At 45.9% G+C, this 12,115-nt stretch carries 12 protein-coding genes; 5 read left to right on the forward strand and 7 right to left on the reverse strand.

The window, feature by feature from the left end; all coding sequences use genetic code 11:
• The 6 genes from yidD to NL647_RS25060 form a co-directional block, all read right to left on the reverse strand.
• Nucleotides 1-258 carry a membrane protein insertion efficiency factor YidD gene (yidD, locus tag NL647_RS25035; protein ID WP_005451046.1) on the reverse strand — a complete coding sequence of 86 codons (258 nt, stop codon included), beginning with the start codon at nucleotides 256-258 and terminating at the stop codon, nucleotides 1-3.
• Nucleotides 225-548 carry a ribonuclease P protein component gene (gene rnpA / locus NL647_RS25040; protein WP_009699098.1) on the reverse strand — a complete coding sequence of 108 codons (324 nt, stop codon included), beginning with the start codon at nucleotides 546-548 and terminating at the stop codon, nucleotides 225-227. The genes yidD and rnpA overlap by 34 nt, the downstream gene beginning before the upstream one ends.
• A gap of 46 nt (nucleotides 549-594) precedes the next feature.
• Nucleotides 595-729 (reverse strand): 50S ribosomal protein L34, encoded by a 135-nt coding sequence (gene rpmH, locus NL647_RS25045; RefSeq protein WP_005378825.1) that lies wholly within the window; start codon nucleotides 727-729, stop codon nucleotides 595-597.
• A gap of 242 nt (nucleotides 730-971) precedes the next feature.
• The gene (locus NL647_RS25050; protein WP_005451048.1) at nucleotides 972-1,709 is read right to left on the reverse strand and encodes an amino acid ABC transporter ATP-binding protein; all 738 of its coding nucleotides are present in this window, start codon (nucleotides 1,707-1,709) and stop codon (nucleotides 972-974) included.
• Nucleotides 1,706-2,377, reverse strand: coding sequence for an amino acid ABC transporter permease (locus tag NL647_RS25055; RefSeq protein ID WP_005451049.1), 672 nt, complete (start codon nucleotides 2,375-2,377; stop codon nucleotides 1,706-1,708). Before NL647_RS25055 ends, NL647_RS25050 begins: the two co-directional genes overlap by 4 nt.
• A 105-nt stretch (nucleotides 2,378-2,482) precedes the next feature.
• Nucleotides 2,483-3,229 (reverse strand): amino acid ABC transporter substrate-binding protein, encoded by a 747-nt coding sequence (locus tag NL647_RS25060; protein WP_253650773.1) that lies wholly within the window; start codon nucleotides 3,227-3,229, stop codon nucleotides 2,483-2,485.
• 430 nt (nucleotides 3,230-3,659) lie between these two features.
• On the opposite strand from NL647_RS25060, the gene dnaA reads away from it, so the two are divergent.
• The 5 genes from dnaA (at nucleotide 3,660) to NL647_RS25085 (ending at nucleotide 10,654) form a co-directional block, all read left to right on the forward strand.
• Entirely contained in the window at nucleotides 3,660-5,066 is a 1,407-nt protein-coding gene (gene dnaA / locus NL647_RS25065) for a chromosomal replication initiator protein DnaA (protein WP_005451061.1), read from the forward strand.
• A 63-nt stretch (nucleotides 5,067-5,129) separates the two neighbouring features.
• Nucleotides 5,130-6,230, forward strand: a complete 1,101-nt coding sequence (gene dnaN / locus NL647_RS25070) for a DNA polymerase III subunit beta (RefSeq protein ID WP_005451063.1) — start codon at nucleotides 5,130-5,132, stop codon at nucleotides 6,228-6,230.
• A 9-nt stretch (nucleotides 6,231-6,239) separates the two neighbouring features.
• The gene (gene recF, locus NL647_RS25075; RefSeq protein ID WP_005426070.1) at nucleotides 6,240-7,313 is read left to right on the forward strand and encodes a DNA replication/repair protein RecF; all 1,074 of its coding nucleotides are present in this window, start codon (nucleotides 6,240-6,242) and stop codon (nucleotides 7,311-7,313) included.
• Between the two features lie 19 nt (nucleotides 7,314-7,332).
• Complete coding sequence (gene gyrB, locus NL647_RS25080) at nucleotides 7,333-9,750, forward strand: DNA topoisomerase (ATP-hydrolyzing) subunit B (RefSeq protein WP_017818155.1); 2,418 nt, start codon at nucleotides 7,333-7,335, stop codon at nucleotides 9,748-9,750.
• A gap of 466 nt (nucleotides 9,751-10,216) precedes the next feature.
• Complete coding sequence (locus NL647_RS25085) at nucleotides 10,217-10,654, forward strand: Hsp20 family protein (protein WP_005426066.1); 438 nt, start codon at nucleotides 10,217-10,219, stop codon at nucleotides 10,652-10,654.
• A 152-nt stretch (nucleotides 10,655-10,806) separates the two neighbouring features.
• Here the strand turns inward: NL647_RS25085 and NL647_RS25090 are convergent, their stop codons facing one another.
• Complete coding sequence (locus NL647_RS25090) at nucleotides 10,807-12,060, reverse strand: valine--pyruvate transaminase (RefSeq protein ID WP_253650774.1); 1,254 nt, start codon at nucleotides 12,058-12,060, stop codon at nucleotides 10,807-10,809.
• Between the last annotated feature and the right edge of the window lie 55 nt (nucleotides 12,061-12,115).

The following is a 12,115-nucleotide window of genomic DNA, read 5'->3' on the forward strand; positions in this document are numbered from 1 at the left end:
TTAGTTATCTCTGTCTTGTTTTTGGACTGGTGGAACGGGGTCATACCCCCCTTCATTCAAAGGGTGGCATTTTAATAGACGTTTGCCTGATAACCAACATCCTTTTACAAAACCGTGAGCTCTCAAAGCTTCTAGCGCGTAAGTGGAACAAGTTGGTGTGAACCGGCAGCGAGGACCAATCAGAGGGCTGATAAACCAGCGATAAAGATTAACGAGCCCAATGGCTATCCACGTGAAGGGCGAGACAGGCGATGCCATAGCTTATCAAACAACTTAAATAATTCCTCATTGCTTAAATCTTGCGCGCTTTTCTTCGCGATCACAACAAAATCTTTATTTGGAAGCTGATGTTGATTGTTACGAAAGCTTTCACGAGCCAAACGCTTAAAACGGTTACGACCGACAGCAGTTTTGATTTGCTTTTTCGGAACAGCTAAACCTAATCGTGGGTGAGAAAGTTTGTTATTGCGAGCAATGATGGTGAAATGAGGCGAGCCAGCTCGATGAGCTTGCTGGAAGACGTTTTGATAATGCTCGGGAGTTAACAAGCGTAACTCCCGATTAAACGCGTACGTGTTCAAAATAAACTAGCGATTATTTTGATAGGCGCGCACGGCCTTTTGCACGACGTGCGTTGATAACTTTACGACCGTTCTTAGTTGCCATGCGAGCACGGAAGCCGTGAGTACGCTTGCGCTTTAGAACTGTAGGTTGAAAAGTGCGTTTCATGATAATTACCTTTACTGATCAGTAGTTTTAGGTTCTTGTTAAACCCGGCGTGGGCATTTTGCTTTCTTTATATAAAGAAGCTCTTTATTAAAGAAGAACAACCGACGCCTCTCAACAAAGAGGCGGAATTGTAATCACACTCACATAATGTGTCAATGACTCATGAGTACGAAATTCCGACCGGGCGATTATACGTAGTGTGAGTCAAATCTCAAGGATCGATTGATCTTGATGCTTGATCTTTACTCTATTCCCACTTGGTTAAGGAATTTTTTCAAACGAGGATCTTGTGGATTATCGAAGATATCTTGTGGAGAACCTTGCTCAACAATGTTGCCTTCAGCCATAAAGATCACTCTGTCAGCGACTTCTTTGGCAAATTGCATCTCGTGCGTTACCACCAGCATGGTTTGGTGTTGATTGGCTAACTTCTTCATTAATGAGAGAACTTCTCCGACCCACTCAGGATCCAGAGCTGATGTTGGCTCATCAAAAAGCAGCAATTCGGGTTGCAGTGCCATCGCTCTACCGATACCCACACGTTGTTGTTGTCCACCCGAGAGCGCCGCTGGATAACTTTCACCTTTGTCCCCAAGACCAATGTCATCCAAAATCTGTTGAGCACGTTTTAACGCGTCATCTTTCTTCCATCCTCGAACAGTAATCAAGCCCTCTGCGATGTTCTGACGCGCATTCATATGAGCAAATAGGGCATAGTTTTGAAAGACAAACCCAGTACGGCGACGTAGAGCAAGCACTTCTGCTTTGGTGTGTTTTTGTGTGTCGACCGAAATGTCATCGATGGTAATGCGACCTTCGTCTGCTTGCTCTAAGAAGTTTACGGTACGTAGAAGTGTCGACTTGCCAGTACCGCTTGAGCCGATAATAACGATGATCTCACCTTGTTTGATGTCGAGATCAATGCCTTTTAGAACTTCAGTATCGCCAAAACGTTTGTGAATGTTTTCTAGTTTGATCATCGTACGTACGCCTTATTCAATTTCGCTTCTGCCCAAATCTGTACTCGGGTCAGGATAACCACCACGCCCCAGTAAATCAGAGCGACAGCAAGGAACGCTTCAAAGAAACGGAAGCTAGACGAAGCTTCCATCTGCGCTTTGGCCATGATTTCTGCAACACCAAGTGTGAAGGCGAGGGATGTCGACTTAATCATATCGATGAAGTAGTTCATCAATGAAGGCAGTGCGACACGTGTTGCCTGCGGTAAAATCACACGGCGCATCGCTTGTGTGGTTGTCATACCGACCGACAAGCTTGCTTCCATTTGGCTGCGATCAATGCCAATGATGGCTGCACGAATGCTCTCTGCCATATAAGCGGCAAAGTGCAGCGTTAAACCAATTACCGCAGCAGAAAAGGCATCGATTCCCACCATAAATGGGAAGATTTGCGGTAAGCCGTAGTAGAGCAGAAACAGTTGTACTAAAAGCGGAGTACCACGGAAGAAGCTGATATAAAGTTGGCTCAATTGGTCGAGAACTGGCAGCTTAAATACGCGAATGTTCGCTAAAATGACGGATAGAATTAAAGAAAAGACCAATCCCCATGTGGCCATTTCCATGGTCGTGCCAAGATACTTGAGCAGTATCGGTAGCAGCTCCAGCATGTAATTAAAATCAAATCCCATACGACTTACCTTGAGAAAAGAAAAGGTGGAATACTAAGTTCCACCTTGTCATTGAGTTAAAAAAGGACGCGAGATATAGCCCTGCGTCCTAAAAGAAGAGAAGTTTTACTTCGTGATGTCGGCACTAAACCATTTCACTGAAATCTTCTCTACTGTTCCGTCTGCGCGCATTTCTGCAAGTGCTTTATTCACTTCCGCTTGTAGCTTACGACCCTTTTCGTTATCCACGAATGGCCAAGCGTTTTGAATCGTTTCAAATGGTTCACCTGCCAGTTGAAGCGGTAGACCCGTTTTCTTAATCAGTTCTAGGGCAGACAAACGATCCATGATGAAAGCATCCGCACGACCTAGTGCCACATCGTGTTCAATACCTGTATCGTAAGTCTTAATGTTGATCTTGCCATCTTTGTCGTAATCACGTAGCAACTGTTCAAAGTTAGAGCCTAGGTTAACAGCAACGGTTTTGCCTGCGAGATCTTCGACACCTTGGATGCTATCGTTGCCTTTACGTACGGTAATTTGCGCACCGTCTACTACGTATGGGTCAGCAAATAGGTATTTTGCTTTACGCGCATCTGTCATCGTGATTTGGTTCGAGATGGTATCAATACGACCTGTTTCGAGTAGGCCAAACAAACCAGAAAAGTTCGCTGTTACGTATTCGATCTTGTAATCATTACGCTTACCGATCTCATCCCACATATCCACTTCAAAACCTTGTAGCTTATCTTGCTTCACGAAAGTGAATGGGAAGTAGCGACCAGACATACCAACTTTGACTTCAGTTGCTGCTTGAACGGTGGCGGCAGATAAAGCGATGGCTGCAACAGCAACCTTAATCCAGTTTTTCATAATACATCTCCATAATTTTATGGTTGGAAATACTACTGTCAGTTAGCTCAATTAAAGAAATAACCAAGTGCAATAACCTAGACCTCAGAGTAATAAGATCTTATTTGGTATAGATAGTAGCCAAGATATAGGGATAAATGATGAAAAAACGATCGAAAGAAGCATGAGTGACGATCGAAATAAGCCGATGAATGAAAATTCATACACAGAGTTATCACCAATGACTCGATCTGACTGATTTTGCCTAAATGTGGATCAATGTGTGGGCAAATTTGGGGCAAGATGTGTTGATCTCACTAAGTTGGGCGAAAATATTGTGAATAACTTAGATCTTATTCACTGGATCATCGATCAATTGCTGGCGATCTTGGTTATCAACAGGTAAAATTGCCAGTCTTTTCCGATAATTCAAATACTCAGTGGGGGCACCGTGTCATCTTCGCTTTGGTTGCAATGTTTGCAGCAGCTTCAAGAAGAGCTACCAGCTACAGAATTCAGTATGTGGGTTCGTCCGTTACAAGCGGAGCTCAATGACAATACTCTCACTTTGTTCGCACCTAACCGCTTTGTGTTGGATTGGGTTCGTGACAAGTACCTGAATAGCATTAATCGCTTACTGCAAGAATACTGCGGTAATGATGTACCTAGTTTACGCTTTGAAGTTGGCAGTCGCCGAGTTGCAGCACCAAAACCGGCACCGACACGAACGCCGGCGGATGTTGCGGCAGAGTCTTCAGCGCCCGCTCAGCTGCAAGCCCGTAAGCCTGTGCATAAAACGTGGGATGATGACGCGCAAGTGATCGCAGACATCAACCACCGCTCTAATGTGAACCCAAAACATAAGTTCAATAACTTCGTTGAAGGTAAGTCGAACCAATTGGGTCTTGCTGCTGCTCGTCAGGTTTCGGATAACCCAGGTGCTGCATATAACCCGCTGTTCCTATACGGTGGTACTGGCTTGGGTAAAACGCACTTGTTGCATGCAGTGGGTAATGCCATTGTGGATAACAACCCAAATGCGAAAGTGGTGTACATGCACTCTGAGCGTTTTGTGCAAGATATGGTGAAAGCACTGCAAAACAATGCGATTGAGGAGTTCAAACGCTACTACCGAAGTGTTGATGCGTTGCTTATCGATGATATCCAATTCTTTGCCAATAAAGAGCGTTCACAAGAAGAATTCTTCCATACCTTTAACGCATTGCTAGAAGGTAACCAACAGATCATTTTGACTTCAGATCGCTACCCAAAAGAGATCAGCGGTGTAGAAGATCGTCTGAAATCACGTTTCGGTTGGGGATTAACCGTCGCGATCGAGCCACCAGAGCTTGAAACTCGTGTAGCGATCTTGATGAAGAAAGCGGAAGACCACCAAATCCACCTAGCAGATGAAGTGGCATTCTTTATTGCTAAGCGTCTGCGTTCCAACGTTCGTGAGTTGGAAGGGGCACTTAACCGCGTTATTGCTAACGCGAACTTCACCGGTCGCCCAATCACGATTGATTTCGTTCGTGAAGCGCTGCGCGACCTACTTGCTCTGCAAGAGAAGCTCGTTACTATCGACAATATTCAAAAGACAGTGGCGGAATACTACAAGATTAAAGTGGCTGATCTGCTGTCTAAGCGTCGCTCTCGCTCAGTTGCTCGTCCTCGTCAGTTGGCGATGGCGCTGGCAAAAGAGCTGACTAATCATAGCTTGCCGGAAATTGGTGATGCGTTTGGTGGTCGTGACCACACCACTGTACTGCATGCTTGTCGCAAGATTGAGCAGCTACGTGAAGAGAGCCACGATATTAAAGAAGATTACTCTAACTTGATTCGCACCCTGTCTTCTTAATCGGTTAGAATGACAGTATTCCAAGCAAATCATTAATTGAGCTGACAGCGTAAAGAGCCAAGCATGAAATTTACTATTGAACGTAGTCATTTAATCAAACCGCTACAACAGGTTTCGGGCGCATTAGGTGGTCGACCAACCCTACCAATTCTGGGTAACCTACTGCTTAAAGTAGAAGATAACGTGTTATCCATGACCGCGACCGATTTGGAAGTGGAATTGGTGAGCAAAGTGACTCTAGAAGGGGATTTTGAAGCGGGCAGCATTACCGTTCCTTCTCGTAAGTTTCTTGATATCTGTCGTGGTCTACCTGATGACTCCATCATTACCTTCGTATTAGAAGGCGATCGCGTACAGGTACGTTCTGGTCGTAGCCGTTTCTCACTGGCAACACTTCCAGCGAACGATTTCCCAAACATTGAAGATTGGCAGAGTGAAGTAGAAGTTTCACTGACTCAGTCTGATCTACGTACGCTGATTGAAAAAACACAATTCTCTATGGCGAACCAAGACGTTCGTTACTACCTAAACGGCATGTTGTTTGAAATCGACGGTACGACGCTACGCAGTGTGGCAACCGATGGTCACCGTATGGCGGTATCTCAAACTCAGCTCGGTGCAGATTTTGCGCAAAAGCAAATTATCGTGCCTCGCAAGGGGGTACAAGAGCTTGTTAAACTGATGGATGCGCCAGAACAGCCTGTCGTACTACAAATTGGCAGCTCAAATGTACGTGCAGAAGTGAACAACTTTATCTTCACTTCTAAGCTGGTTGATGGTCGTTTCCCTGATTATCGCCGCGTATTGCCGCAAAGCACCAACAAAACGCTAGAAGCAAGTTGTGATGAGTTACGTCAAGCCTTCTCACGTGCTGCGATTCTTTCTAACGAAAAATTCCGTGGCGTTCGTGTGAATCTTGCGGGTAGTGAAATGCGCATTACTGCTAACAACCCAGAGCAAGAAGAAGCAGAAGAAATGCTAGACGTGACCTTTGAAGGTGACGCTATCGAGATCGGCTTTAACGTAAGCTACGTGCTTGATGTACTTAATACACTGCGTTGCGACAATGTGCGTGTGTCGATGTCGGATGCCAACGCCAGTGCGTTGATTGAAAACGCAGACGACGATAGTGCAATGTACGTGGTGATGCCAATTCGTCTGTAAGTCATCTGAATGCCACTTTCTCGCCTCATCATTCAGCAGTTTCGAAACATTAAAGCCTGTGATATTGACCTATCAGCAGGCTTTAACTTTCTTATTGGACCGAACGGCAGCGGTAAAACCAGTGTTTTAGAAGCCATTTACTTGCTCGGACATGGTCGCTCTTTCAAGAGTTCGTTGACCGGTCGAGTTATCCAAAATGAGTGCGATGAGCTGTTTGTTCATGGTCGTTTTTTGAACTCGGATCAATTTGAGCTACCTATCGGCATTAATAAGCAGCGTGATGGCTCAACAGAGGTTAAAATAGGCGGTCAATCTGGACAAAAACTGGCGCAACTTGCACAAGTTTTGCCTTTACAGTTGATACATCCAGAAGGATTTGATCTACTAACGGATGGTCCAAAACATCGTCGTGCATTCATCGACTGGGGTGTGTTTCACACCGAGCCTGCTTTTTATGATGCATGGGGGCGTTTCAAGCGTCTTAACAAGCAACGCAATGCTCTGCTTAAAACGGCCAGAAGTTATCGTGAACTCAGTTATTGGGATCAAGAAATGGCACATTTGGCTGAAAACATCAGTCAATGGCGAGCGCTATACATCGAACAGATGAAAACCGTAGCGGAAACTATCTGTCAGACGTTTTTGCCAGAATTTGAGATCCAATTAAAGTATTATCGTGGTTGGGACAAAGACACCCCTTATCATGAGATACTAGAAAAGAATTTCGAGCGTGATCAGTCATTGGGTTACACCTTTAGTGGTCCAAATAAAGCTGATTTGCGCATTAAAGTGAACGGAACGCCAGTTGAAGACGTTTTGTCACGCGGTCAATTAAAACTCATGGTGTGTGCTTTGCGTGTGGCGCAGGGGCAACACCTTACCGAAATGACCGGCAAACAATGTATTTACCTAATTGACGACTTTGCGTCGGAATTAGACAGCCAACGTCGCAAGCGTCTAGCTGACTGCTTGAAAGAGACGGGCGCACAAGTATTTGTAAGCTCTATCACTGAAAGCCAAATCGCCGATATGTTGGACGATACGGGCAAATTGTTTCATGTGGAACATGGCAGGATAGAGTAAAACTAGAAGAGAGAAACTCATGTCTGAAAATTACGATTCATCGAGTATTAAGGTACTGAAGGGTCTGGATGCGGTACGTAAGCGTCCAGGTATGTACATCGGCGACACGGACGACGGCACTGGTCTTCACCACATGGTCTTCGAGGTGGTGGATAACTCAATTGATGAAGCGTTGGCAGGTCACTGTAAAGACATCGTTGTGACAATTCATGAGGACAACTCGGTTTCAGTTACGGATGATGGTCGTGGCATTCCAACAGAAATGCACCCAGAAGAAAAAGTATCTGCTGCAGAAGTTATCATGACGGTACTTCACGCTGGTGGTAAGTTCGATGATAACTCATACAAAGTATCAGGCGGTCTACACGGCGTAGGTGTTTCAGTAGTAAACGCACTGTCTGAGAAAGTGGTTCTGACTATCCACCGCGGCGGTCATATCCATACGCAAACTTACCATCATGGTGAGCCTCAAGCGCCACTAGCAGTAATTGGTGATACTGACCAAACTGGTACACAAATCCGTTTCTGGCCAAGTGCAGAAACATTCTCGAACACAGAATTTCACTACGACATCCTAGCGAAGCGTCTACGTGAACTTTCTTTCCTGAACTCTGGTGTTTCAATCAAACTGGTTGATGAGCGTGAAGCAGACAAGAGCGACCACTTCATGTTTGAAGGTGGTATCCAAGCGTTTGTTGAGCACCTAAACACCAACAAAACACCAATCATCGAGAAAATCTTCCACTTCGACTTTGAGCGCGAAGATGGTATCTCGGTAGAAGTGGCGATGCAGTGGAATGACGGTTTCCAAGAGAACATCTACTGTTTCACTAACAACATCCCACAACGCGACGGTGGTACTCACCTTGCCGGTTTCCGTGCAGCGCTAACGCGTACACTGAACTCTTTCATGGACAAAGAAGGCTTCTCTAAGAAAGCGAAAACAGCAACTTCTGGTGATGATGCGCGTGAAGGTCTAACTGCGGTTGTTTCGGTTAAAGTGCCTGATCCTAAGTTCTCAAGCCAAACTAAAGACAAACTGGTTTCTTCTGAAGTGAAGTCAGCGGTTGAATCAGCAATGGGTGAGAAACTGTCTGAGTTCCTAATTGAGAACCCGGCAGAAGCGAAGATGGTTTGTTCGAAAATCATCGATGCAGCTCGTGCTCGTGAAGCGGCGCGTAAAGCTCGTGAAATGACTCGTCGTAAAGGCGCACTAGACCTAGCTGGTCTGCCAGGCAAACTTGCAGACTGTCAGGAAAAAGATCCAGCACTCTCTGAACTATACATAGTGGAGGGTGATTCGGCAGGCGGCTCCGCAAAACAAGGCCGTAACCGTAAGAACCAAGCAATCCTACCGTTAAAGGGTAAGATTCTTAACGTAGAAAAAGCGCGTTTCGACAAGATGCTTTCTTCTCAAGAAGTAGCAACGCTGATCACTGCACTAGGGTGTGGTATCGGTCGTGATGAGTACAACCCGGATAAACTGCGTTACCACAACATCATCATCATGACCGATGCTGACGTCGATGGTTCGCACATCCGTACGCTACTGTTGACCTTCTTCTACCGTCAAATGCCAGAGCTTATCGAGCGTGGCTATGTGTACATTGCTCAGCCACCGCTTTACAAAGTGAAGAAAGGCAAACAAGAGCAGTACATCAAAGACGAAGATGCGATGAACCAATACCAAGTTGCTTTGGCACTTGATAACGCATCGCTACACGTAAACGCAGAAGCACCAGCATTGGCAGGCGAAGCGCTAGAGAAGCTAGTTCAGCAATACAACGCTGGTATCAAGCTAGCGGATCGCATGAGCCGCCGCTACCCAAGCGCGCTAGTTCATGAGCTAATCTACACGCCGCGTCTAACGGCAGAGCAATGTCATGATGCTGCAACAGTAGAAGCGTGGACAAAGCAGCTTGTTGAGCAGCTAAACGCGAAAGAAGTAGGCGCAAGCCAATACAGCTTCGAAGTTGAGCAACACGAAGAGCTAGGTCTAAACCTACCTAAGATCATCGTACGTACTCACGGTGTGACTCATGACTACGCACTAAGCATCGACCTACTGAACTCGAAAGAGTACGGCAAACTAGCGGATCTATCTGAAGCGCTAGACGGTCTGCTAGAAGAAGGCGCTTACATCAAACGTGGTGAGCGTACTCAGCCGGTATCAAGCTTTGCAGCGGCACTTGAGTGGCTAATCAAAGAGTCGCGTCGTGGTCTAAGCCTACAGCGCTACAAAGGTCTAGGTGAGATGAACCCAGATCAGCTTTGGGAAACCACAATGGACCCAGAGACACGTCGCATGATGCAAGTAACCATTGAAGATGCGGTGGGTGCAGACCAATTGTTCACAACGTTAATGGGTGACCAAGTTGAGCCGCGTCGTAACTTCATCGAAGAGAACGCGCTTAAAGTAGCAAACCTAGACGTGTAGTCGGACAGACTCTGTCAAATCATACTAAAAGCGCCATCTCGCAAGAGGTGGCGTTTTTTTATGGGGTAGAAACGGATAAAAGAGTCGAGAGACGAGAAGAGCTGCGCTCTAAGAATAGGAAACGCTTCGATAGGGAGGGGTGACCGAGTCGGGGATCTAAAAATATTTTCACCGGAGCCCTTGAAAGCCCATTTTTCGACCTTATATCTAGTTATGAAGAGGGATCGCTAACTTGCTCAACAAGAGAAGAACAGCGCCTCTGGAATCGCTAAACGAGATCGCTCAAGAGAGGATACTCAGTATTAGCACACAACTTGACCCTAGATTCGACATCATGTCCCCGCACCTAAAGAGTAGGTCAGAGGAATGAATCATCGGATCCCTTAGCTCGGCGTTTTCTTGCATAAATGCGCCATGTGGATGACCCTCATCTGGGCTAAGACTATTGCTTAAAAGAGGATAGATTATGCGTAATGTAGATTTCTCACCACTATACCGTAATGCAATTGGCTTCGACCGTCTGTTTAACCTGATGGAAGCAAGCTCTGCGAAAAACACTTCTGGCGGCTACCCTCCATACAACATCGAGCAAAAAGACGAGCACAACTACCGTATTACTATGGCAGTCGCAGGTTTTGCTGAAGATCAGCTCGATTTGACTCAAAACGAAAACATGTTGATCGTGAAGGGCGAGCGTAAAGCAGAAGAAGGTAAAAACTACGTTTACCAAGGCATCGCAGAACGCGATTTTGAACGTAAATTCCAACTTGCGGATTACGTAAAAGTCGTTGGAGCATCAATGGAAAACGGTCTACTTCATATCGATTTAGTTCGTGAAATTCCAGAAGCGATGCAACCACGTAAGATTGCTATCGGTGGCAACAACCTGATTGAAAACAGCTAATCAGCTAAAGACATTTCAGTTAACTACACGGTTATAGAATGAGAAAGAGCGCCTTCCATTATGGAAAAGGGCGCTCTTTTTAGTTTGGGGTTTTCAAATCCGCTATTTCAAAGCAGTAATTTCAAAGAGAAGAACGGCTGAGTTTAATCGGTCTATTTACCTTCGCGGTAAGCCTTTTCCACTTCTTCTGCGATAATCGCAATGCCTTTTTGCATCATCTCATCGTCTTGAACGTAGTTCATACGCAAGCATTGGTGCGCGTGATCCCACTCGTCTTTCTGACCAATAAAGAAGTATTCACCCGGAACAATCAAGACCCCACGCGCTTTCAAGCGTTGGTACAGTTCCATTGTCGTAATTGGCAGTTCATCAAACCATAGCCACAAGAAGATAGCGCCTTCTGGTTTGTGAATACGGAATCGCTCATCGGTAATCGCTTCTTGGAGCAGTTCAACCGCACGTTGCGACTTCTGTTTGTAGAACGGCTTAATCACCTCTGAGCTCAGTTTTAGCAGATCGCCTTTACCAATAATGTGGTTTGCCAACGCAGGACCAACACTGCCTGGAGCTAGGCTGATGATGCCGTTCATATTGGTCAACGCTTGCGTGATTTCTTCACTCGCAATCACAATGCCACAACGCACGCCCGGCAAGCCAAGTTTAGATAGGCTCATGCATAGGATGGTGTTTTCATTCCAGAACGGTTCGACATCTTCAAAGATGATATTTGGGAACGGCAGACCGTAGGCGTTATCAATGATCAGCGGGATGTTGTTCTCACGTGCTAGCTTGTCCAGCTTACGTACTTCTTCGTCGGTCAGTACGTTACCCGTTGGATTGGTTGGGCGAGACGCGCAGATTGCCGCAACAGAGTCATCGACGGTTAGCTGCTCAAAATCGACGTGGTATTTAAACAGCCCGTTATCTAGCAGCTCGATTTCTGGGTGGTAAGAGACAAAGATATCTTCATCAATGCCCGCGTCACCATAACCGATGTACTCAGGCGCGATAGGCAGTAGCACCTTCTTATGCGAACCGTCTGGCTGTTTACCTGCTAACAAGTTGAACAAGTAGAAAAAGCCACTTTGGCTGCCGTTAGTTAGGCTGATGTTTTTCTCGGAAATATCCCAGCCGTAAGTTTCACGGAATAACTGAGTCAACGCTTTAACGAACGCGTCTTTGCCTTGCGGACCATCATAGTTGGCGAGGGCGGCGACGAGTTCACCACTGGCGAGCATTTCCTCACTGGCTTGGCGAAAGTAATCGAGCATGGCAGGAATGGCGGCAGGGTTACCTCCACCGAGCATGATGGCACCTGGTGTGCGCAGACCATCATTCAAATCGTCCATTAACTGCGTGATACCTGAATACTGATTAAATTTTTCACCAAACTTAGAGAACTGCATTTGTCGTTATACCTAATTCATTGTGATTGCTTTGTGTATGTTTGTGCCGATGTTT

This window comes from Vibrio sp. Y29_XK_CS5, assembly GCF_024181835.1.
Taxonomy (GTDB): Bacteria; Pseudomonadota; Gammaproteobacteria; order Enterobacterales; family Vibrionaceae; genus Vibrio; species Vibrio harveyi.

Coding starts and splice junctions, on each gene's coding strand:
- yidD (WP_005451046.1), bottom strand. CDS start 258: ATGGCATCGCCTGTCTCGCCCTTCACGTGGATAGCCATTGGGCTCGTT.
- rpmH (WP_005378825.1), bottom strand. CDS start 729: ATGAAACGCACTTTTCAACCTACAGTTCTAAAGCGCAAGCGTACTCAC.
- NL647_RS25055 (WP_005451049.1), bottom strand. CDS start 2,377: ATGGGATTTGATTTTAATTACATGCTGGAGCTGCTACCGATACTGCTC.
- NL647_RS25090 (WP_253650774.1), bottom strand. CDS start 12,060: ATGCAGTTCTCTAAGTTTGGTGAAAAATTTAATCAGTATTCAGGTATC.
- NL647_RS25050 (WP_005451048.1), bottom strand. CDS start 1,709: ATGATCAAACTAGAAAACATTCACAAACGTTTTGGCGATACTGAAGTT.
- gyrB (WP_017818155.1), top strand. CDS start 7,333: ATGTCTGAAAATTACGATTCATCGAGTATTAAGGTACTGAAGGGTCTG.
- dnaN (WP_005451063.1), top strand. CDS start 5,130: ATGAAATTTACTATTGAACGTAGTCATTTAATCAAACCGCTACAACAG.
- NL647_RS25085 (WP_005426066.1), top strand. CDS start 10,217: ATGCGTAATGTAGATTTCTCACCACTATACCGTAATGCAATTGGCTTC.
- recF (WP_005426070.1), top strand. CDS start 6,240: ATGCCACTTTCTCGCCTCATCATTCAGCAGTTTCGAAACATTAAAGCC.
- NL647_RS25060 (WP_253650773.1), bottom strand. CDS start 3,229: ATGAAAAACTGGATTAAGGTTGCTGTTGCAGCCATCGCTTTATCTGCC.